This window comes from Chryseobacterium potabilaquae (assembly GCF_902728265.1).
GTDB classification, from domain to species: Bacteria; Bacteroidota; Bacteroidia; order Flavobacteriales; family Weeksellaceae; genus Chryseobacterium; species Chryseobacterium potabilaquae.
The window spans coordinates 14,634-34,929 of record NZ_CACVBR010000007.1 but is presented as its reverse complement, the minus strand read 5'-3'; the positions used below and the strand labels follow the sequence as shown (position 1 = coordinate 34,929).

Here is a 20,296-nt window from a genome sequence, read left to right as displayed (position 1 = left end):
AAAAAGAAAATAATGTACAAATATATACGGCTCACTATTTTAACAATTATTTTGTCCTGCAGTTCTTTTTTTGCTCAAGAAACAAAACTTTCATCTCAAGATAATAGTATTCTTTACTATTTCACGGGAAAAGGGTATACGGATTCCGGGATAAAAAAACAGCTGGTATTCTCAGAAATGGTAGCATATGCCACTCACAATGTTAGTAATATCAAGCTTGAGAATAATAATATAATCGTAGGTAAAACTGGGAAATACAAACTATCTCTTAATTGCGAAGAATCAGCTAGTAACAAACAAAAGCATGTAGTTTATTCAGTAAGGGTAAATAATAAGGAAATACCAAATATATCAAAAATAAGCACAAATGCTGAAGAAAGATATACTGAAATGCAATTGAAAAAGGGAGATGTTTTAGCATTTAATATTGTAAATATTCAGGATTTATCAAATAATAAGGATTTGATAACAAATATCTTGACATTAAGAGTTTATTAAAAAATGGTAAACTGCTTAAAAAGCTGAACAATGTTTTATATACCTAAAAAGAACATTATAACTGATAAAAATGAAAAAAAGAACAATTACATTAATAGCTGCTTTGTTTACCATTGTTTTAGTAAAGTCGCAAGTAGCAGTTGGAAAGCAAAGTGTAAGCAATAGCTCGGTATCTATGGAATTTGCCGATACAGAAAATCGAGGAATGATACTTCCCTATGTAGAAGACAAAAGTGGAATTACAGAAAACGGGACTATTATATTCGACACTACAGATAATAAAGTCAAATATTTAAAAAATAATGTTTGGTTTGATCTTAGTGTGGATACAACAGGAGCTGCCGACTTAGCCATACAGACATCCAAAACAGAAAATACAAGTGCTAAAACGGTGATAGGGAGTAATGGTGCGAGTGATACAACTAATGGTATTTTAGTGTTGTCAGACACCAATAAAGCAATGGTACTTCCTAAAGTGGCAAGTCCCCAATTGAATATCATTAATCCGGCTGCCGGAATGATGGTATATGATACTACAAGTAGGCAACTTGCAGTCTATAATGGGACAGTTTGGTCATTTTGGAAGCCATAACTAGCGAGTAATATTTTGGTAGGTAGATACTAAATTATATTATAAAGCCGTCTCCACTTCAATGGTGAGACGGCTTTTAATTTTTAAAAGAAAATTAATAAAAGTTGAGAGTGTAGAAAGTACTGTCTATATATTTTAAGGAGGTTAGTCATATATTGCTATTCTTGTAATTATAAAACGACATTTTAATAATGATAAATCTAGATATAGCAATAGTAACATTGATGCTTACGATTAGATTATTGAGAAATTATATTTTATTTTTATGTAGTTGATTTTCTTCAGAAATTGTATAGATACTTAAGGGGAAAAACTGATTTATAATCCAATATTTTTGAGGGATAGTATAGGTTATTATATCATCCAAACTTAATGTATTTGAAATTTTTAATATCCTGATTAATACTTCAAATTTTCTCAGTGATGTACCAATTTCGAATAAATAGAATGTATAAAATTAAAGTTCCCATTTAATAATATCAATATGTATAAAACAAAGTAAAAAATAAATTTGATATATAATGAAATAAGTAACTATTTGATTATACATAAAGGTTTTATTAACCTATTGATCATAAAAATTAAAATACGTTTCATCATAAAAATAACACAATGAAAAAAATTTTTATTTTATTATGTGGTGTATTAGGAAGTTCTATGTTTTCCCAATGGACTCCTATTAACCATAAAGAGTTTCCGGGGAGAGATTCGAATAAATTTAGTTCCTACAAATTGGATCTTGATGCTATGAGAAGATTACTCAAAAATACTCAAGAACCCGGTAAAAATTCTAAGTCAATAGAAATTGTATTACCTACATTAGAAGGTAAATTGGAAAAGTTCGCTGTTTACAGTTTTCCAGTTATGGTCAAAGAACTTGCAGATCAATATCAGTTAGGTTCATATGTTGGGGTTGGGATCGATGATCCTTCTAAATATGTAAGGTTTTCTGTTGCTCCCAATGATTTTCAATCGATGATCATTAAAAATGGAGCATCAGAATTTATAGATGCCCAGGGGCAGGATAAGACAATATATACTGCTCATCCAAGCTCTAAGGGGAGTACGGGTTTTGCTTGTGGAGTTGATGAAAATCCTATTTCAATAAAGCAATTAGAACAACTTCGAGAGCAAGGAAAAGTATTTAGCCATCAGCCTACAGATTTTTCCAAAAGTTTAGATCAGACATTTCGTACCATGCGATTGGCGGTTTCTACTACTGCAGATTATGCTGCTTTTCATGGAGGAACAGTCTCAGGAGCTCTTGCCGGGATTAATGCTACTATGACCAGAGTAAATGGGATATTAGAAAAAGATTTTGCATTGCATTTGGATGTGCAGAACTTTCCACAGCTTATCTATACGGATCCTGTTACAGATCCATACGCTGCTAATGGAGCACAGAATTCTGTTTGGAATTTACAGTTGCAGAATATATTGACCCCTACTATAGGAAATGCTAATTACGATATAGGACATTTGTTCGTGGGTCACCAGGATTCCACTACAGGTATTGCGGGTAATGCTGGTTGTATTGGTTGTATATGTTTAGATCCTGCCAATGTTTCTTCGACAGGGAAGGGGTCTGCATTTTCTTCGTCGAATGTGCCTCAAGGTGATTATTTTGATGTATCGATTGTGGCTCACGAATTTGGACATCAATTGGGCGCAACTCATACGTTTTCTAATAAAGATTTAGAAGGAGCAGGAACAAATGTGGAACCGGGTGCAGGTTTTACCATTATGAGCTATGCAAATACTGTAGGAAATGTTATGCTGCCCTATTATCATTATATGAGCGGGAGACAAATTTCAACTAATTTAATTAATAAAACCTGTTTTACGCAGACTCCCATTGTCAATACTCCTCCAATAATAGATCCTTTTCCTCTTATTTATAATATACCAAAGGGGACTGCATTTGTATTAACAGCTTCTGTGACAGATGCCGAAGGAGATCCCATGACCTATACTTGGGAACAGATGGATCAAGCAAACATCCCTGTTACAGATGTTACAGGTAATAATACGACAGGTGGATTATTTAGATCTCTGCCACTAAGTAATTCTCCTACTAGATATTTTCCTAAATTATCATCTGTTTTAAATGGTAATTTAACAGTTCCAGCTGATTGGGAAACTGTTCCATATGTATCAAGACTCATGAGCTTTGCTTTAACAGTAAGAGACAATCATCCTATTGCTAATGAGCAGCAAACTCAAACCGCAACGCAATTTATTTTAGCAGGGAATGATGGCCCATTCAAAATAAATACTACACAAGTCGATCCTACTACACCTTCATTGATAGAATGGGATGTAGCGAATACCAATGCGGCTCCTTATAATGTTGTTAATGTAAAAATTGATTATACCACAGACAATGGTTCTACTTGGAATGTTTTATCTGCTTCTACTCCTAATGATGGATCTGAAAGTTTTTCATTCCCTATGTCTTTAAATAATCAACCCATTAAGCTGAGGATTTCAGGAATAGACAATGTTTTTTATGCTGTAGGAAAAATAGATGTAACCAACGGTGTTTGTGAGAGCATAGCTCCTGCGGATATTGCAGTTAGTGATATTATGTTTTCTTCAGCTAAAGTAAGTTGGTTTCCGATTTTTAATGCTACCTATCAGGTTAGGTATAAGAAATCGACAGATACTTCTTGGTCACAAACAACTTCGAATACCAATTCAATTACTTTAAGTAATCTAGATGGAGGTACTCAATATGATGTACAGGTAACAAGTGTTTGCTCAGGAATAGCTGGTACTTTCTCAAATACTGTTAATTTTACTACGGTGGATTATTGTGTTAGTAATGCCGGAGGGAATTTTAATGATTATATTTCTAATGTTAGTTTGGGCAATGTTAATAATCCTTCAGCAGAAGGTTCATATACGAATTATGCTTCAGATCCATCATTGGAGATCGATCTTATAAAAGGATCTACTTATACGTTATCAATAACCAAAAGTTGGAAGAATACAACTCGGTCTAATATGGTGTCTGCATGGATAGATTTTAATTATGATGGTATATTTGATGATACGGAAGCTATTATACAGGCTCCGCAAGAAATTAGCCCTAATCCGGCTATAGCGAACTTTACAATACCATCTAATGCCGTTCTTAACAAAAAATTGAGAATGAGGGTTGTTTTATATGTTCCTGAGATAGGTGGGCCTATCGATATACCCTATCCTTGTACTACTTTTGGGGCTGGTGAAGTAGAAGATTATAGTGTTGTTATTAATGAGGTATTGTCTACAAGTGACACTATTAAATCAACAAATGATATTCAATTATATCCTAATCCGGTTTCCGATGTCTTACATATAACTAAGATATCTGATAAGGCTAAATTTAAGCTTTATAGTGCGGTTGGTCAGTTGATAAGAAGTGGAGAAATAACCAATGGACAGATCAATGTTTCGGCATTAGTTACAGGGGAATATATTATTTCGATTGAAGAAAAAGGGAAGGATATATTCAGATCTAAATTCATTAAAAAGTAACTCTTTAGTTTTGAAAATACATTATCTTATCTTTGTATAAATATTTTAATTATGGGAGTAGCAGATATGTTATTTAAAAGAAAAAAAGAATTGGCAGAAAAAAACCTTAATGAAGGAAAAGAGTATATGGAGGAATATGGGAAGAGAGAAAGTGTGGTAACATTGCCAAGCGGATTGCAATATGAAATTATTACTGAAGGGAATGGAGCAAAGCCAGGTCCAAAATCTACAGTAAAATGTCATTACCATGGAACTACTATTGCGGGTAAAATTTTCGATAGCTCTGTAAAAAGAGGTACTCCCGCATCATTTCCATTAAATAGGGTAATATCGGGATGGACAGAAGCTCTTCAGTTAATGCCAGTAGGAAGTAAATGGAGATTGATTATCCCGCCACATTTAGCATATGGAGAACAGGAGGTTAGTAAAGAAATTGGCCCTAACAGTACTCTTGTGTTTGAAGTAGAATTATTGGATATAAAATAATTTTAAAATATATTTGGCTTAAAAATTTACCTGAATTCAGGTAAATTTTTTTTTATTTGTTTTATATTAGTACTAGGCTTTATTGCTAATATTGGCAATTAACCTGGATATATTAAAATATAACCCAATGAATAAGCTCATATATTTTCTCGTTATTGGTGGATTAGTATCTTCTTGTGTCTCTAAAAAAAATCAAGTAATTCAACAAAATATTCTTACACTCAGAGATAGTTATTGCAAAGCTCCTTTTCAATACAATTATACGAGTAAGGTTCCATCCTATAATTCAGATTCTATTTTAGTTGCTAATCAAAATTTAAAAGGAACTTTTACTGATCAAAGTATTTTAATCCTTAATGCGTTGGATAACTTAGATGAGGTTCACAAAATTATAGAGCTTAAAAAAGATTCGTCTTTAACTTCACAAGTCAAGATTTTACAGCTTAAAAGTAAAATCAACAGTAAAATTACCATTGCTTTAACAGAGTTAGATGCAGTGGCTGCAGAGTTTGATTGTGAAGGAGAACGTGTGGCTCAGATTGGGAATTATGTAGATAATCTTAATGATTCAAAGAACAATAAGCTCATTCTATATTCCATCATTGCAGGAGCCGCTGCTTCTATTGCCGGGGGAATTGTAAAAGATGAAGGATGGAGTAATGCCATAGATATAAGTGGGGGGGTATTAGGAGCAGGGTTTGGTTTAGCAACTTTAAATCCTAAAGGAAAAAAAGTAGAGTTTATACACCACAGAAATTTATTGAGAGATATTTGGAAAGGTAGGTTAGAATCTTCCAATTTTCCACCCTTTATTTGGTATATGTATACCGAAAAAAAGTTTTCTAATAAAGAAAATCATTCCATTATAGAAAATATGAAAGAAAGATGGCTGCATTATCAATTTGATGAAGATAAAGAGGAAGCAGATCATTCGGTTATTTTTAGTGATGGTGGGTACTATAGAGCTAATGATCTCCATAATCGGGCAGCAATGCTTAACCAGATGCAATCTGCAACCAGAACAATCAACCAAAATATCAATTATTTACTTCTAGATTTAGATAAATTGATACTTTAGTCCCTTTCTTTAACGAAATCATTGATATAATCAATTGTAATATATTTTGTTACATTTTGAATTTGTTTACATTTGTACAATAATTATAAATGAATAACACCCGATTTGCTACGGCAGTACATATTATGACTTTACTTGCAAAAAGTCCTCAAGATTGGCTAAATTCTGAGTGGATTGCAGGTAGCATTAATATAAATCCTGTTATTGTTCGGAAAGAAATAAGTGTTCTGAGAGAAGTTGGTCTTATTGTATGCAAACACGGCAAAGAAGGTGGCAGCCAGCTATCTAGAAATGCTGACTCTATTACGATTTCTGAAATTTATTCAGCGGTAAAAAATACAGAGGTATTAGGAAAAAAGAATCAAAGTCCTAATCCGATTTGTGAGATAGGTAAAGAAATTAACCATCATTTAAATAATTTATTTATAGAGACTGATATTTTGGTTAAAAACTTTTTAGGAAATAAAACCCTTAAGGAATTTACAGAACAGTTTTGATAAATTTTTTTGACTATATATGTAACAAAATATATTACAATTAATTTTAAATATGATTTTATGAAAAAAGTAGTGGTAATTGGGGCAACAGGATTTGTGGGAACACAAGTAGTGAAGGAGTTAGTAAATAGAGGATATGAGGTAGAAGCTATTGCAAGAGATACTTCTCAAGTTTTGCAGCATGATAAAGTAACGGCAAAAAGTGTGGATGTGAATGATATAGACAATCTTGTAAAGGCTCTACAAGGAAACGATGCTGTGATCAATACTTTTAATGGAGGGTGGACAAACCCTAATCTTTATAATGATTTTTTACAGGGTTCTGTGAATATTGAAAAAGCGGTTGAAAAATCAGGAATAAAGAGATTTATTACAGTAGGAGGAGCAGGAAGTCTTTACATTGGAGAGGTGCAGTTAGTAGACGGTCCAGACTTTCCTTCGGAAATAAAACCTGGAGCAACTGCAGCAAGAGATTATTTAAATATAATTAAAGAAAACAAAGTATTAGACTGGACATTTTTCAGCCCGGCCATTGAGATGCATCAAGGAACAGCAGGGATAAGAGTGGGAAAATATAGAACAGGATTGGAGAACCCTGTATTTGATGAAAATGGAAGAAGTGTTCTCTCTGTGGAGGATGTGGCTGTTGTTTTAACTGATGAACTCGAGCAAAATAATCATATTCGCGAACGTTTTACCGCAGCATATTAATTTTAAAATGGATAAAATATATTCCAGTTTTAGAATCTCAACACAAAACATTACAAAAATGGCTGCCTTAAGACAGCCATTTTTTATAGATTCATAAATAATTTTGGATTAATTGGAGTATTATTTTTGTGTACTTCATAATGAAGATGTGGACCTGTAGAACGCCCGGAATTACCGGATTTTGCAATAACTTGCCCCACTTTCACTTCATCATTAGCTTGCACAACAAGTTCAGATAAATGCCCGTATAATGTGGCTAAACCATTGCCGTGGGAAACAATGACACAATTCCCATATCCTCCTTTTTGTCCGGAGAAAATAATCTTTCCCGCCGCTGCCGCTCTTACATCCGATCCGTAAGGAACCGCAATGTCTAAGCCTTTATGAAACTGCATTTGATTGGTTTCAGTTGACGGTGAGGCATTTTTTTCAGTAGAATTGGTATTGGCAACAGGCTTAGTGGTAGGATTTACCATGACTTTAACTTCCCTTTTGGTGCCATAACTATCCGTCACTTCAATTGTTTTTTCAACCGGTTCTGTTTTTGTATTTGAATCCGCATTGTTCACAACCGATTCACTGGTGGAAGTGGATTTTACTGATGCATATACTGTCTTAAATGGGATAGGGTTTTTTCGAATACCAAAGTTTGACGAAATATAACCGTCCGTAGGCATCCCTAAAGGAACTTGCATGAGTTTTTTTTGCAAATTCATTAAATACTGACTGTACCGATTAGCTTGTTTAGCGAGATATACTGAATTGGAAATGCTATCGTTATGTAAAGCCATTATCTTTTCATTGGCAATATCTTTTGATTTTAGAAAGGAATTAAGCTGTGATATTGTTTGATCGACTAACACAAGATCTGTTTTCATTCTGAGATAATCTACACTATCTCTTTCAGTATTAATTTTTACAAGATTTACTTCATACATTTTATCATCCCTTTCGGAATATAATTTTGCGATAAAGATCCCTTGTGCAAAAACAATGAATAAAAGACCTGCTAAAAGGACGTTTATGTTTTTTTTGCGGCTTAAAAAATTCTTCATTTTTCTTCTCTTAAGATAATTACTAACAGTTTAAGTGGGCAAATTTAATTAAAAATACTTTTTATGAATTATTTTTAACAAAAATTTAGTTTTTTATTAACTTCTGTCTTGATTAAATGATCAATTGTGAATAAGTGTTAATTTTATATAAAAACCTCTATTATCATGTTTTAAAAATATGATCTTCCATCTTTGTTTTAATATATTTGCAGTTGACATTTCTATTATGACTAAAAAGAAGACACATTCGGAATCTTTACATCACAAAAAAGGAAAGAAAGATATATCTGTTGGAGTTGTTGGAAGCGGTAGTTTTGCAACAGCTATTGTAAAAATGCTTGTAGAAAACTGTAAAGTAGTGCATTGGTGCGTGAGGAGTGAATTCGTAAAAGGAGCCATTGAGCTACGCGGACATAATCCTACTTATCTTACCGCTGTTAATTTTAATCTAAAAAATCTAAAGCTTACTACGGATATTAACGAATTAATATCGGCATGCGATATTGTGGTATTAGCGACTCCTTCCATTTATTTATCCGATACCTTAGACAAAATGAAATGTGATTACAAAGAAAAAATCTTTGTTTCCGCAATTAAGGGAATTATACCTAAAGTAAATGATGTAGTTGCCCATTATTTAAGAGATGAGTTTAAAATTGGTTTTAGAAATCAAGCGGTAATTGCAGGACCCTGTCATGCGGAAGAAGTTGCTATGGAAAGACTTTCTTATCTTACAATTGCTACAGTGGAAGATAAGGTTGCCGAAAAGTTGGAAAGTATATTTAATTCGGATTTTATTAAAGTACATGGAAGTAAAGATATTCTAGGGAATGAGTATAGTGCTATTCTTAAAAATATTTTTGCCATTGGAGCAGGGATTGCCAGCGGTCTAGGGTATGGTGATAATTTTACAGCAGTATTCGTATCGAATGCTATTCGAGAAATGGAAACATTTTTAGAAGCTATCTATGAAGAACCAAGAGATGTGAATGAAAGCGCATATTTAGGAGATTTATTGGTAACAGCATATTCTTTATTTTCACGGAATAGAAATTTGGGAAATCTTATTGGAAAAGGGTATACTGTGAAATCTGCAATACAATCTATGAATATGGTGGCGGAAGGATACTATGCTGCGGATTCTATTTATAAAACTTCAAAACAGAAAGGACTTAAATTACCTATCATAGATTGCATTTATGGAATCTTATATGAAGGAAAAAATGCTGAAAAACAATTCAGAAAACTAACCGCAAAATTGAATTAAAGAATAACTTTAAATTATTGAGAAGGTAGTTCAAAAATATTATCTCAACATAGATTTAAATTATTATATTTACAACTTTAAAAATTATAAATAATGAAAAACAAAGGTATTTTAATTATTCTTTCGGCTTTATTTGTTGCATGTAATTCTCCTAAGAAAGAGGAAGCTGCTGCTGCTGACACTACTTCAACATCAACTGAAGCTCCGGCTTCGCAGGAAGTAAATAAAGATCAACTTGTAGGAAAATGGTTACAACCAATCCCAGGACAAGAAAATCAAAAGCAAGGGTTTCAATTAAATAAAGATAATACGGCCAGTTCTTTAAACATTCATACATTATTGTATGATAAGTGGGAAGTGAGTAATGATAAGCTTTTATTATGGAGTCATACAGAAGGTGTTAAAGAAGCTTCTGCAAATGTAGATACACTTTTAATCAAAAAACTTACAGAAACTGAACTTGTTGTATCTCCTTTAAAAGGTGGACCTGCTGATGAACAAACTTATAATAAAGAAAAATAGTATATAAGTCATACCTTTTGTAATGGTTTACTCAAAAAAAGTCTTCCATTATATAAAAAGTATGAAACTTTTATTTGTAAAGAATCTTTACATCTAAATATTTACTATAATAATTTTATATAAAAATAAATTAAGCCCTGCAATTGCAGGGCTTAATTATGTAAAATACCGATATGATTTTATATGAAAATTAGGGAATTATAGAGAAGCCTTAGGTTAGCATTATTTTTGTATTTATATGATGAATAAAAAATACACTATGATGAAACAATTATTAATAACCTTTTTTGTCATCTTGGGTATGGCGTTGAATGCTCAGACTGTTTTTTCAACAGACTATTCTAGCCAGGCCGATATTAAGGTTTTTGTAGCAAAATACGAAAGCCAAGCAGACTTGAAGGTATTTAAAGTGGATTATGAAAGCCAGGCAGGAACTAATGATGGAAATTGGTTTTTTACAAAATATGCTAGTCAGGCAAAAATCAAAATATATTTTGTAGATTATGAAAGCCAGGCAGATATAAAAATTTTTTTTGTAAAATACCAAAGTCAGGCAGGATGGAGAAATAAAAGTAAACAACACTTATTGTATTAAATTTTGTGATCAATAATCTATATTTTACACTGTAAAAACAAATAAACTATAAAATAGCTAAGAATTACCTTAGCTATTTTGAGGGATGTGTATTCACTTGTGTTTCTAGAACGAATGTGTTTGCCTAATATATATCAACTATAATATTATCATTTTATTTTTTCTAGAAAAAGATAAGTATATTTTTAAGGTTATTATTTTTTTTGTTTTAATTTGATATAAGTGTTTAATAATATTCATTACAAATATAATTATAGTTGATATTTTACACATATATTTCTCGTAATATTATAACTAATTATGTGTAGTATAATTATTACTAAAATATCATGTTTTATATCTAATAGAGAGGGATAACAAAGAAAATGAAATCATAATAATGGGATATTTTTTACATAGGCCATTTATATACTCTTTAATTGATCAATTCAATCATAATTTCTTGCTTAATAATTTTTCTATTTTTCCTTGATTAATAAGGTGTTAAAATTGTAAAAAGAAGAATGGGTTCAAGAATTTTTCCCGAAATTTAAGTAAAATTTAAAATTATGTCACATTCCCTTATAAGCAGAACACCAAAACCAAAATATGATGTTGTCCTGGTAGGAGGCGGAATTATGAGTGCTACTTTAGCGACATTACTTCATGAGTTTGATCCGAATCTTGAAATTGCTATTTTTGAAAGACTAGGTAGATTTGCTAAAGAAAGTACAGCAGCTTGGAATAATGCAGGAACGGGCCATTCTGCTTTTTGCGAACTTAATTATACTCCTGAAAAATCTGATGGAACAATTGATATTTCAAAAGCAGAAAATATTGCAGAGCAATTTGAAGTTTCAAAGCAATTTTGGTCCTATTTAATACATAAAGGATATATTCAGAATCCCAACGATTTTATAAACTCTTGCCCTCATATGAGTTTGGTATTTGGAGAAAAAGATAGTGAATATTTGAAAAAGCGACATGAGAAAATGTCTGAATCTGTTTTATTCAAAGGCATGGAATTTTCGGATGATCATAAGAAGTTAAAAGAATGGATTCCTTTGGTCATGAGTAAGAGAAATAAATCTGAAATCATGGCAGCTACTAAAATGGATATGGGTACTGATGTTAATTTTGGGACTTTAACAAGAAAAATGGGACGACATCTTTTGGAAGATTCTAATGTTGAGGTTTTTTTATACCATGAAGTAAGGGATATCAATCCTCGTAATGATGAAAAATGGGAAATGAAGGTAAAGGATAGAATTAACAGCCATAAACAGGAAGTTGTTGCAGATTTTGTTTTTATTGGGGCAGGAGGATATGCATTACCCTTATTGGATAGCTCAGATATTAAAGAAAGTGAAGGGTATGGAGGGTTTCCGGTTTCCGGACAATGGCTGGTAAGTCATAATCAGGAATTGGTTGAAAAACATCATGCAAAAGTATATACTCAAGCTACTGTTGATGCTCCTCCTATGTCTGTACCTCATTTGGATTTAAGAATTATAGATGGGGAAAAGGCACTTCTTTTCGGGCCTTTTGCCGGTTTTTCTACTAAATTTCTAAAAGAAGGAAGTTATCTTGATTTACCTGAAAGTATTAATACTAAAAATCTACGTTCACTATTTGGTGCTTGGTGGCACAATATTCCTCTCACAAAATATTTGATCCAACAAGTAGCAATGAATAAAGCTCAACGAATGCAACATTTAAGAGAATTTATTAAGGATGCTAAAGAAGAAGATTGGGAATTGAAAGTAGCAGGGCAAAGGGTGCAGATCATTAAAAAAGATGAAAAAGATGGTGGCAAACTGGAATTTGGAACTGAAGTGGTAGTGAATAAAAAGGGTACATTAGCTTCGTTGCTTGGTGCTTCACCAGGGGCATCAACGGCAGTGTATGCGATGTTAACTGTTCTTGAGAAATGCTTTCCTGAAAAGCTTCAAGGGGAATGGAAAGAAAAGCTTGTAGAAATGATCCCTTCTTATGGGAAAAAACTGGCCAATGATCCTGCTCTTACAGAGAAAGTGAGAGCTTATACAAAAGATAAGCTAAGTCTTGATTATTAAATAAATACTCGATATAATGAAGGGGAATCTATCTTCCTGATTGGGTTTATTGGGTACATCTTTAGGTTTATAAACAAATATTCCCTTGCATAAATTAAATGCAAAGGAATATTTAAAAATAAATGCTTACAAATTGTAATTTGAAACTAACTATATATTATAATAATTCATCATGTATAGTAGGCCTTCTTAGATTTAGAATTCTGACAGTGATGGTTGTCCCATCGTGTCTTACTTCACCGCTAGAGTTGGTTCCTGCCAAAACAGTACGAATATTAGTTGGACGCCATCCAGAACCTAGTAAGCCTCCATTTACCGATCTTACTTCGCAACCTTGTCCAGTTGCTATGGCAGTATGAACAGGCTCCATTCCTTCTCTTCTTCTTTCACTAAAAATAATTACATCTCCAGTGTTAAAGTCACTTGTGCCATTCCAAGCTCTACTATGAGAGATGTCATATAAATACTGATTTCTAATTTCTTGATTACTATTAGGAACAGAATCACCAAGTAAAAATCTTACAAATGCTACGGCTTCATAACAAACACCAGAAGTATAATTTTGTACTGATTCTCTACCACTTAGTAAATCAAATGCCAATTTTTTCTTCTTGGATTTACTTAGCTGCATGGCTGCACGTCCTTTATCGTTTAAGAAATTAGGTAATTTGTCATTTTTAGCTGCCAAAGTAGTGGAGTTTGGTGTACTTATTTCGGGTGAAGAGATTTCATCTGCTCTATCTGCATTACAAGAGGTCAATGATTCGAAAATTAATATTCCAAGAAATACTACCGCGGTTTTTTTTAGTTTTTTCATAAATGAATTTTTAGTGTTGCAAAAGTAAGCAGGCTCTAAAAAAGAAAATGGTATCAGTTTTGGAAATTTAAACAGACACAGATAAATGTTTTTGTATAGAGAAAATGGATCTTATTCACTTAATAGAGAGTATTTTAAGTTGTATGGTTTTATAAATTAGTAAGTTGTTTTTAAAAACTAATAATTCACATAATGGAGACTGTTTTTTTTATCTATTTAAAATGAATAAATTTGTAAAATCAACGTTGTTAAATTAACTATTAATCAAATCAGATAGTGACAGAAACAGATACTATTGTAAAGCCATTCATTGCTAAAGAACTTTTAGAATCTCTTCAACCAAAAATAGATGAAGAAAAACAAGTTATTGTACATTGTTGTTTTCCGGCATCACCATTTTTGGGAAATCTTATCAGAATTTGGCATACCACCTATCTGTTTGATAATCATTCTGAGCACCAAAGTAAATTGATCTACGCAGATAATATTACGATCTTTCCTCATTGGACACATGTACCCTTTATGCAGGACTTTTGGTTTACATTGGTCTTTTCTGGGTTGCCAAAGGAATGCAAGAGTTTTGATTTGAAAGAAGTCATACCCGAAGAAGGTGGTTTTTTTGTTGAGTCTATTGTAAGGAATTCTCTAGATGTATATAGAGTAAAAATATCGTGATCTTATAATAAATATAATTTTTCTCATCAATAGAAAGTTCAGGCGCTGAATAAAAATGGTTAGTTTTAAACTTTAAATTTACTAGAGTATGAAAAAATGGATATTTATTCTTTGCTTTTTCCCTTTATTATCTTTGTCTCAGAGTAGGATTTCAAAAGAGCGTAAAGAAGTGGAAAAATTTCAAAAAGAGCTTAATAAAGAATATTTAAATTCAAAAGAAACTCCTTTACGAGGGGATAATTTTGCTAATTTTAAAGGACATCCATTTTTTCCTTTTAATCCTAAATATCGGATAAATGCAAAATTTATAAAATCGGAAAATACACAGCCTTTTGAAATCCCCACCTCTTCAGGAAAAACAAAATCTTATCAGGAATATGGAAAAGCTACGTTTGAATTGGATGGAAAATTCTATACACTCTCATTATACCAAAGCCTGGACTTGATGAAATTAGAAAAATATAAAAATTATTTATTTTTACCTTTTCGTGATGCTACCAATGGAAAAGAAACGTATGGAGGAGGAAAGTATATGGATTTAGTCGTTCCTCAGGATAATATGATTGTATTAGATTTTAACAAGTCATATCAACCGTTTTGTGCTTATAATGCCTATGATTATAATTGCCCTATTGTTCCTGAAGAAAATAGATTACCTATAGAGATCCTTGCTGGAGTAATGTATCAAGATGTATATCATCATTAAGATTTGTATAAAAGAGGGTCGATCCTAAATTCATTGTTTTCTTTCTATGATTACTTTACGTTTTTTTACACCCAAAGATTTCCCTAAGCTAAATTATGCTTTAGATGAAACCCAGCTGAAATACACTTCTACGGTAGAAGAGGCACTTATTAGAGTTAATGAAAGGAATGATTCTCAATTATTTCCAGTAACAGTTTTTAAATATGAAAATCAAGTAGGATTTTTTGTATTGGATTTTGGTGAAGATAAATTTGATCTCACCGAAAATAAAAATGCTGTTTTATTAAGATCATTGTCGATAAATCCTTTAGAGCAAGGTAAAGGAATTGGTAAAGTGGCTATGGCTGCTATCGATAATTTTATGAAAGAACATTTTAAAGATTGTGATGAAATCGTTTTGGCAGTTAATCAACAAAATCATATTGCTTACAAGTTATATACAGCCGTGGGATATATATACGATGGAAAAAGTAGAATGGGAAGAAGTGGATTACAATACTTAATGTACAAAAGAATCTAATCTTCTCAAAGAGGTAAAAAACTATCTGTTCATTCGAATATTTGCTGAATGACCTCCAATGAAATGGGTATCCTAAAGTCGGTCATATGATAATGGCAATATACTAATATGCTATCTAGGAAATCTTTTCTTAAAGACTGAGGAATCTTGATTTCATAGGGTGTATGTGAAGCAATAATATCTTTCCATATACTGGAAATCTCTCTATTAAATAGCTGGTGTGATAGGTTTAATGAGAAAGTGCCAGTTTCAGGATCTAAATATTCTCCATTATTCAATAAAGGGGATACTCCTTGTATGGTAAGAATTTTTATTAAGAAAATTAAATGAGATTGATAATTTTTCAATGCCAATTCATCAATAAATTCATTCAGGCAAAAAAAGATATTAGGATTTTTATTTTCGTGTTTTAGATTTTGATTTAAAAAATCTGAAATAAAAAAAACCACAGTATTTGTCCTTATATCGCTATAAAGATCATTACTTTTTACCAACTCAAATGTTAATATAGAGGATATACCATTACCTTTACCAGGATTTAGGGAAAAATTTAATTGGTTTAATGGTAGAAGTAAGGCTTTTTTCTTATTTCGTTTAGAATAGATTCCCTTTAAAAAATAAGATTGAAAGCCCTCTTCTTCTGTAAAACAATGCAAAATGGCATCATTTTCACCATATTTTATAGAGGAAAGTAAAAATCCCGTTTGTGAGTTCATCAATTAACCACTGCTATTTTTGCAGTAGCTTTATCAGAACCATCTTCATTTGTCATTAAAACAAAATAGATCCCTGAGGCTACTCTTACTCCTTTCTGGTTATTTAAATCCCATTCATAATAACCTCCTCTTGCCACTGCGGAATGGATAACATTGCCGGCAGCATCTGTAATTCGAATGTTTGTTTTTTCGGCTAGCCCTTTAATGGTGACCTTACCTTTAAAGTTGGAGTATACAACAGGATTAGGATAGACGAGAACATTTCCAAAATTGGAAGTAACATCTCCTACATCTCCTTGATAGGTAACAATTCCGTCAAGGGTCACAAAATATACCTTCCCATTTCTTTTATCGACTTTTATATCAGTAACACTATTCGTAGGTAAGGGAGAATTTTCTTTAGTGAAATGTTGTATGGTTCTTTCTCCGTCAGGAGACAAGTAGTATACACCTCCGCCATCTACAGAAACCCATTTTTGGTTTCCTGTATCTGGTTCTATTTGTAAAATAACATTATCTCTGAAAAGCTCTTCGGCAATACCTTTTTCATCAATAATAATAGCTTCCGTTTGTGGAGAAGTTTCAGTAATGGCAGATTTTGGATTAGAAAGAATTCTTAATCCGGATCTAGTTCCTATCCACACATTATCGTCTTTGTCTATTGCTGCTGAAACAGTTCCTCCAATGGGTAAGTTGTTTTCTTTACGAATAAGCTTTACAGGAACAGATGTTGAAGCTGGGTTATCTCCATAGGCTTTCATAATCAATCCTCCCGGCTCAAAAAATGGACTTGGAATATATAATATCCCATCTTTTGTAAAGGGTTTCAGAGCTCCTCCCGCGTTGATTATAGGGATAAGGGTGAAATCATCAGCGGAGCTGCTATAGAGATAATAGCCGGTATTAGCAGGAACATCTGCTAATAGAGATGCAGAAACAAATAATTGATTATTTTCGTCAAACGTTATTCCTGAAGGTCGATTGAGAAAACTGGCGGCATCATTATTTTTATATACCTTTTTAAAAACATCATTTTCCATCTTGTAAATTCCCTTTTCATTAGGCGCGAAAGAATAATTTACAAAAAATACTTCACTGGGATTAGAAGGATTAGGAACAACATCTCTTACATTAAACTGGATTGGATTATTCAGGAAATACTCAGGATATACCCATTTGGATCCATCGAAGTGATAATATCCAATATTTTGTATAACAGGATTGTTATAAGCCTCTAGTGCTCCTGTAGATACCCATATTTGATCATTGAGTAATGAAATTTTATAAGAGGTATTTTTGTATGGGCCATCAGGTCTATAAGTTGTTTTTGATTCATCTTTTATACCGGAAAGTTTGGTTCCTCCGTATAATTTACCATTAATAGTATTTGCAGTATTGCATTCTTCACCAAAGTCAACAATGCCGGTAGAAGTTCCGTTTAGATTATAGGTATATACTCTTGCGTTATCTGTGATGATGATATTATTGGTATTAACCGCAATATCTTGGATATCTGTGAATGTCTGGGGGAATGGTGTAGATACTCCGTTATTATAAAGATAGGAAGTCGTAGCTGAAGAAAAAACCAAACCAGATTCTGAATCGATATGTTTAAATGCTCCGGGCATCTCAGTTGTCCATGTGGCAAATACCGGAAAAGTGGTATTAAGATCATGGGTTTTGAGTCCTGTATTGGTTACAGATAAAACTTTGTTTCCCAGAATTGTTGCTTCATTACTTGCTTCATAAGTACCTCCATTCAGAAAGAAAGCAGAATCTCCGAATTCTTTCTTTTTTAAATCAAATATAGAAACCCCATATCCTACAGAGATAATGGCTTTATCTCCTGTTATAGAAATGTGGTTTATTTTCTTACTTCCATTATACCCTGTGGCAATAGGAATATCAACTACATACGTAATACCTCCCGAAGTAATAATATCTAAAGATCCATTTTGATATCCAACAACACCTATTTTAGTTTGTGGATTGTAATCAAAAGCCGAAATTTTCACTTCGTGTAATCCATTGGCTTTGGATAATTTACTGATCTCTCCGGTAGAAATGGTATAATAAAAAATTCCATTTTCTGTAGCCGCTACGATTTTACCATGGTCTTCTTTTATGGCTAAAATATTGTTGTAGGAAAATTGATCCGTCCATTTTTTTGAAGAAATATTTTGAGCATTTACATATTGAAAAGAGGCTAATATACCGAGGGAAATTATAGAGAATTTTTTCATAATTATGCGATTATACTGCTATCTATTGCCTGATTATTCCAGGCAATATGTTGAATATTTTTATGGATATCAAAAAAGAAGTCTATTCTTCCTAGAAGGAGCCCTGCCCATCCTACTTGATTCACGAGTACATTTTTTCCTTGTCTGTTTTTAAAGGTTTGGGGCTCTGGTAGAAAAGTATGAGTATGTCCTCCTAGAATAAGATCTATATTTTCTGTGTTGGCAGCTAGAATTTTATCACTGATCTTTTCTGGTTCATCTTTGTAATCGTAACCAATATGTGAAAGGCAAATAACCAAATCACATTTCTGGTCATTCTTTAAAAAATGAGAATAATGTTGAGCCGTCTCAATAGGATTGGAATATATGGTTTCTCCATATTGCTTTTTACCTACGAGGCCATCCAATTGAATGCCTACTCCAAAAATTCCTACTTTGATTCCATTTTTATTAAAGATCTTATAAGGAGAGGTTTTTCCGTCTAAGATGGTATTTTTGAAATCATAGTTTGAGCAAAGAAAAGGAAATTTTGCGTGAGGTAAAACCTTTAGAAATCCATCTAGTCCATTATCAAAATCGTGATTTCCCATTGTAGAAGCATCATATTTCATCATAGACATCAACTTAAATTCAAGTTCTCCTCCAAAAAAATTAAAATAGGGAGTTCCCTGGAAAATATCTCCGGAGTCCAACAGTAAAACATTACTTTCTTGATTTCTTATTTGCTGAATTAAACTTGCCCTTCTGGCAAAGCCTCCTTGATTGGGATTTTTTGTATAATTTTCATCAAAAGGTTCTATTCTGCTATGTTGATCATTGGTGTGTAGGATAGTAAGCTTTGTTGCCGATTGTACATCAATAATTTTCAAATCTTCTGCCATCATTATATTCGGAGCTAAAGTCATTGCTATAGTTCCTCCACCTAATACTTTTAAAAAACTTTTTCTATCCATTACTCTTTACCAATAAAATTTAAACGAATGTCTGTTGTAGTAACTACTTCAGGATTTTTCTTAAAATATTCAATAAATAAATCTCTAAGTTTAATGCCTGTTGAAATTGATTCTCCTTTTGAAAAGAACTTCATATTATCACCTCCAAGGGCTAAATAGTCCGAAGTTGCAATATAATATTCTTGATCCTGATTTACGATGGTATTATTGATCAAGGTTTTGGTTATTTGGCCATTATTAGTTTCAATATATAAATGAGAAACGGGGTTGTTAACTTGAGTTTTAGCATAGTAACTAAATAATTCTTGTATATCTTTCCCTCGCATTTTAACTATAACAAGCTCATTTTCAAATGGCATTACTTCAAAAACACTCTTTAGAAGAATATCACCTTTTCCAATAGAAGTACGTATTCCTCCGATGTTGATGAGGGCTGCGTCAATATTTTTTTTCAAATGTGTCTGAGCCCATGCATTAGCTCCTTCAAAGGTATAGTCAGCTAAAAGATTCCCCAAATTACTATTATTGCCTTGCTTTGTAAGATCTATATTGGTGTGAGATATTTTTTGATTCATCTCTTTGTCCAGTTTTTGCTTATAAGGCTCAATAATAGTGACGAATGTATCATCATTTTTTAGCTCGTTATTAATTGAAATATTTTTCTGTATCTGTACATTAGCGACTTGTAAAGGGGCTTTTATTTTACATGACGTGAGTGAGAGTATAGCAATTCCTAATAACAAGAATTTATTTTTCATAATATCTATTAGTATATGCAAATATAAATAT

20 protein-coding genes are annotated in these 20,296 nt (G+C 32.4%); 14 read left to right on the top strand and 6 right to left on the bottom strand.

Translation table 11 applies throughout. The features are described from left to right. Positions 1 to 12 precede the first annotated feature (12 nt). The 7 genes from CHRY9293_RS05835 to CHRY9293_RS05805 all read left to right on the top strand — a co-directional run bounded on the left by CHRY9293_RS05835 (position 13) and on the right by CHRY9293_RS05805 (position 7,384). Positions 13 to 498, top strand: coding sequence for a hypothetical protein (locus tag CHRY9293_RS05835; RefSeq protein ID WP_162032058.1), 486 nt, complete (start codon positions 13 to 15; stop codon positions 496 to 498). Between the two features lie 70 nt (positions 499 to 568). Further along, entirely contained in the window at positions 569 to 1,090 is a 522-nt protein-coding gene (locus CHRY9293_RS05830) for a hypothetical protein (protein WP_162032057.1), read from the top strand. 612 nt (positions 1,091 to 1,702) lie between these two features. After that, positions 1,703 to 4,612 (top strand): reprolysin-like metallopeptidase, encoded by a 2,910-nt coding sequence (locus CHRY9293_RS05825; protein WP_162032055.1) that lies wholly within the window; start codon positions 1,703 to 1,705, stop codon positions 4,610 to 4,612. 51 nt (positions 4,613 to 4,663) lie between these two features. Then, on the top strand, positions 4,664 to 5,098 hold the full coding sequence (locus CHRY9293_RS05820) for an FKBP-type peptidyl-prolyl cis-trans isomerase (RefSeq protein WP_122548193.1): 435 nt from the start codon (positions 4,664 to 4,666) through the stop codon (positions 5,096 to 5,098). A 127-nt stretch (positions 5,099 to 5,225) separates the two neighbouring features. After that, complete coding sequence (locus CHRY9293_RS05815; RefSeq protein WP_162032053.1) at positions 5,226 to 6,176, top strand: hypothetical protein; 951 nt, start codon at positions 5,226 to 5,228, stop codon at positions 6,174 to 6,176. An 89-nt stretch (positions 6,177 to 6,265) separates the two neighbouring features. After that, entirely contained in the window at positions 6,266 to 6,673 is a 408-nt protein-coding gene (locus CHRY9293_RS05810) for an Rrf2 family transcriptional regulator (protein ID WP_162032051.1), read from the top strand. A gap of 60 nt (positions 6,674 to 6,733) precedes the next feature. Beyond that, the gene (locus CHRY9293_RS05805; protein WP_162032049.1) at positions 6,734 to 7,384 is read left to right on the top strand and encodes an NAD(P)-dependent oxidoreductase; all 651 of its coding nucleotides are present in this window, start codon (positions 6,734 to 6,736) and stop codon (positions 7,382 to 7,384) included. An 83-nt stretch (positions 7,385 to 7,467) separates the two neighbouring features. Here the strand turns inward: CHRY9293_RS05805 and CHRY9293_RS05800 are convergent, their stop codons facing one another. Further along, a complete protein-coding gene (locus CHRY9293_RS05800) occupies positions 7,468 to 8,439 on the bottom strand; it encodes a M23 family metallopeptidase (protein ID WP_162032047.1) in 972 nt (323 codons plus the stop codon). Positions 8,440 to 8,665: 226 nt separating this feature from the next. On the opposite strand from CHRY9293_RS05800, the gene CHRY9293_RS05795 reads away from it, so the two are divergent. The 4 genes from CHRY9293_RS05795 (at position 8,666) to mqo (ending at position 12,877) form a co-directional block, all read left to right on the top strand. Beyond that, positions 8,666 to 9,706 carry an NAD(P)H-dependent glycerol-3-phosphate dehydrogenase gene (locus CHRY9293_RS05795; protein WP_162032045.1) on the top strand — a complete coding sequence of 347 codons (1,041 nt, stop codon included), beginning with the start codon at positions 8,666 to 8,668 and terminating at the stop codon, positions 9,704 to 9,706. Positions 9,707 to 9,799: 93 nt separating this feature from the next. Then, positions 9,800 to 10,228: a lipocalin-like domain-containing protein gene (locus CHRY9293_RS05790; protein WP_162032043.1), complete on the top strand. Its 429-nt coding sequence runs from the start codon at positions 9,800 to 9,802 to the stop codon at positions 10,226 to 10,228. Positions 10,229 to 10,490: 262 nt separating this feature from the next. After that, positions 10,491 to 10,823 carry a DUF6150 family protein gene (locus CHRY9293_RS05785; RefSeq protein ID WP_162032041.1) on the top strand — a complete coding sequence of 111 codons (333 nt, stop codon included), beginning with the start codon at positions 10,491 to 10,493 and terminating at the stop codon, positions 10,821 to 10,823. 548 nt (positions 10,824 to 11,371) lie between these two features. Next, positions 11,372 to 12,877 (top strand): malate dehydrogenase (quinone), encoded by a 1,506-nt coding sequence (mqo, locus tag CHRY9293_RS05780; RefSeq protein ID WP_162032039.1) that lies wholly within the window; start codon positions 11,372 to 11,374, stop codon positions 12,875 to 12,877. A gap of 157 nt (positions 12,878 to 13,034) precedes the next feature. Here the strand turns inward: mqo and CHRY9293_RS05775 are convergent, their stop codons facing one another. Further along, positions 13,035 to 13,637 carry a hypothetical protein gene (locus tag CHRY9293_RS05775; protein ID WP_162032037.1) on the bottom strand — a complete coding sequence of 201 codons (603 nt, stop codon included), beginning with the start codon at positions 13,635 to 13,637 and terminating at the stop codon, positions 13,035 to 13,037. A gap of 333 nt (positions 13,638 to 13,970) precedes the next feature. On the opposite strand from CHRY9293_RS05775, the gene CHRY9293_RS05770 reads away from it, so the two are divergent. From CHRY9293_RS05770 to CHRY9293_RS05760, 3 genes are all read left to right on the top strand, one after another. Beyond that, positions 13,971 to 14,369: a hypothetical protein gene (locus CHRY9293_RS05770; RefSeq protein ID WP_122548183.1), complete on the top strand. Its 399-nt coding sequence runs from the start codon at positions 13,971 to 13,973 to the stop codon at positions 14,367 to 14,369. 88 nt (positions 14,370 to 14,457) lie between these two features. Then, entirely contained in the window at positions 14,458 to 15,075 is a 618-nt protein-coding gene (locus CHRY9293_RS05765; protein WP_162032035.1) for a DUF1684 domain-containing protein, read from the top strand. Between the two features lie 46 nt (positions 15,076 to 15,121). Beyond that, positions 15,122 to 15,595 (top strand): GNAT family N-acetyltransferase, encoded by a 474-nt coding sequence (locus tag CHRY9293_RS05760; RefSeq protein ID WP_162032033.1) that lies wholly within the window; start codon positions 15,122 to 15,124, stop codon positions 15,593 to 15,595. 29 nt (positions 15,596 to 15,624) lie between these two features. On the opposite strand, the gene recO is transcribed toward CHRY9293_RS05760, so the two are convergent. The 4 genes from recO to CHRY9293_RS05740 are packed head-to-tail and all read right to left on the bottom strand — an operon-like array spanning position 15,625 to position 20,265. Next, a complete protein-coding gene (gene recO / locus CHRY9293_RS05755; RefSeq protein ID WP_162032032.1) occupies positions 15,625 to 16,311 on the bottom strand; it encodes a DNA repair protein RecO in 687 nt (228 codons plus the stop codon). Further along, positions 16,311 to 18,554 (bottom strand): type IX secretion system anionic LPS delivery protein PorZ, encoded by a 2,244-nt coding sequence (porZ, locus tag CHRY9293_RS05750; RefSeq protein ID WP_185153195.1) that lies wholly within the window; start codon positions 18,552 to 18,554, stop codon positions 16,311 to 16,313. Before porZ ends, recO begins: the two co-directional genes overlap by 1 nt. A gap of 2 nt (positions 18,555 to 18,556) precedes the next feature. After that, positions 18,557 to 19,507: a bifunctional metallophosphatase/5'-nucleotidase gene (locus tag CHRY9293_RS05745; protein ID WP_162032030.1), complete on the bottom strand. Its 951-nt coding sequence runs from the start codon at positions 19,505 to 19,507 to the stop codon at positions 18,557 to 18,559. Then, complete coding sequence (locus CHRY9293_RS05740) at positions 19,507 to 20,265, bottom strand: 5'-nucleotidase C-terminal domain-containing protein (RefSeq protein WP_162032028.1); 759 nt, start codon at positions 20,263 to 20,265, stop codon at positions 19,507 to 19,509. The genes CHRY9293_RS05745 and CHRY9293_RS05740 overlap by 1 nt, the downstream gene beginning before the upstream one ends. Positions 20,266 to 20,296: the final 31 nt, after the last annotated feature.

Excerpts from the sequence above, each read along its gene's own strand:
- CHRY9293_RS05835 (WP_162032058.1), top strand. The coding sequence starts at position 13 with ATGTACAAATATATACGGCTCACTATTTTAACAATTATTTTGTCCTGC.
- CHRY9293_RS05830 (WP_162032057.1), top strand. The coding sequence starts at position 569 with ATGAAAAAAAGAACAATTACATTAATAGCTGCTTTGTTTACCATTGTT.
- CHRY9293_RS05825 (WP_162032055.1), top strand. The coding sequence starts at position 1,703 with ATGAAAAAAATTTTTATTTTATTATGTGGTGTATTAGGAAGTTCTATG.
- CHRY9293_RS05820 (WP_122548193.1), top strand. The coding sequence starts at position 4,664 with ATGGGAGTAGCAGATATGTTATTTAAAAGAAAAAAAGAATTGGCAGAA.
- CHRY9293_RS05815 (WP_162032053.1), top strand. The coding sequence starts at position 5,226 with ATGAATAAGCTCATATATTTTCTCGTTATTGGTGGATTAGTATCTTCT.
- CHRY9293_RS05810 (WP_162032051.1), top strand. The coding sequence starts at position 6,266 with ATGAATAACACCCGATTTGCTACGGCAGTACATATTATGACTTTACTT.
- CHRY9293_RS05805 (WP_162032049.1), top strand. The coding sequence starts at position 6,734 with ATGAAAAAAGTAGTGGTAATTGGGGCAACAGGATTTGTGGGAACACAA.
- CHRY9293_RS05800 (WP_162032047.1), bottom strand. The coding sequence starts at position 8,439 with ATGAAGAATTTTTTAAGCCGCAAAAAAAACATAAACGTCCTTTTAGCA.
- CHRY9293_RS05795 (WP_162032045.1), top strand. The coding sequence starts at position 8,666 with ATGACTAAAAAGAAGACACATTCGGAATCTTTACATCACAAAAAAGGA.
- CHRY9293_RS05790 (WP_162032043.1), top strand. The coding sequence starts at position 9,800 with ATGAAAAACAAAGGTATTTTAATTATTCTTTCGGCTTTATTTGTTGCA.
- CHRY9293_RS05785 (WP_162032041.1), top strand. The coding sequence starts at position 10,491 with ATGAAACAATTATTAATAACCTTTTTTGTCATCTTGGGTATGGCGTTG.
- mqo (WP_162032039.1), top strand. The coding sequence starts at position 11,372 with ATGTCACATTCCCTTATAAGCAGAACACCAAAACCAAAATATGATGTT.
- CHRY9293_RS05765 (WP_162032035.1), top strand. The coding sequence starts at position 14,458 with ATGAAAAAATGGATATTTATTCTTTGCTTTTTCCCTTTATTATCTTTG.
- CHRY9293_RS05760 (WP_162032033.1), top strand. The coding sequence starts at position 15,122 with ATGATTACTTTACGTTTTTTTACACCCAAAGATTTCCCTAAGCTAAAT.
- recO (WP_162032032.1), bottom strand. The coding sequence starts at position 16,311 with ATGAACTCACAAACGGGATTTTTACTTTCCTCTATAAAATATGGTGAA.
- porZ (WP_185153195.1), bottom strand. The coding sequence starts at position 18,554 with ATGAAAAAATTCTCTATAATTTCCCTCGGTATATTAGCCTCTTTTCAA.
- CHRY9293_RS05745 (WP_162032030.1), bottom strand. The coding sequence starts at position 19,507 with ATGGATAGAAAAAGTTTTTTAAAAGTATTAGGTGGAGGAACTATAGCA.
- CHRY9293_RS05740 (WP_162032028.1), bottom strand. The coding sequence starts at position 20,265 with ATGAAAAATAAATTCTTGTTATTAGGAATTGCTATACTCTCACTCACG.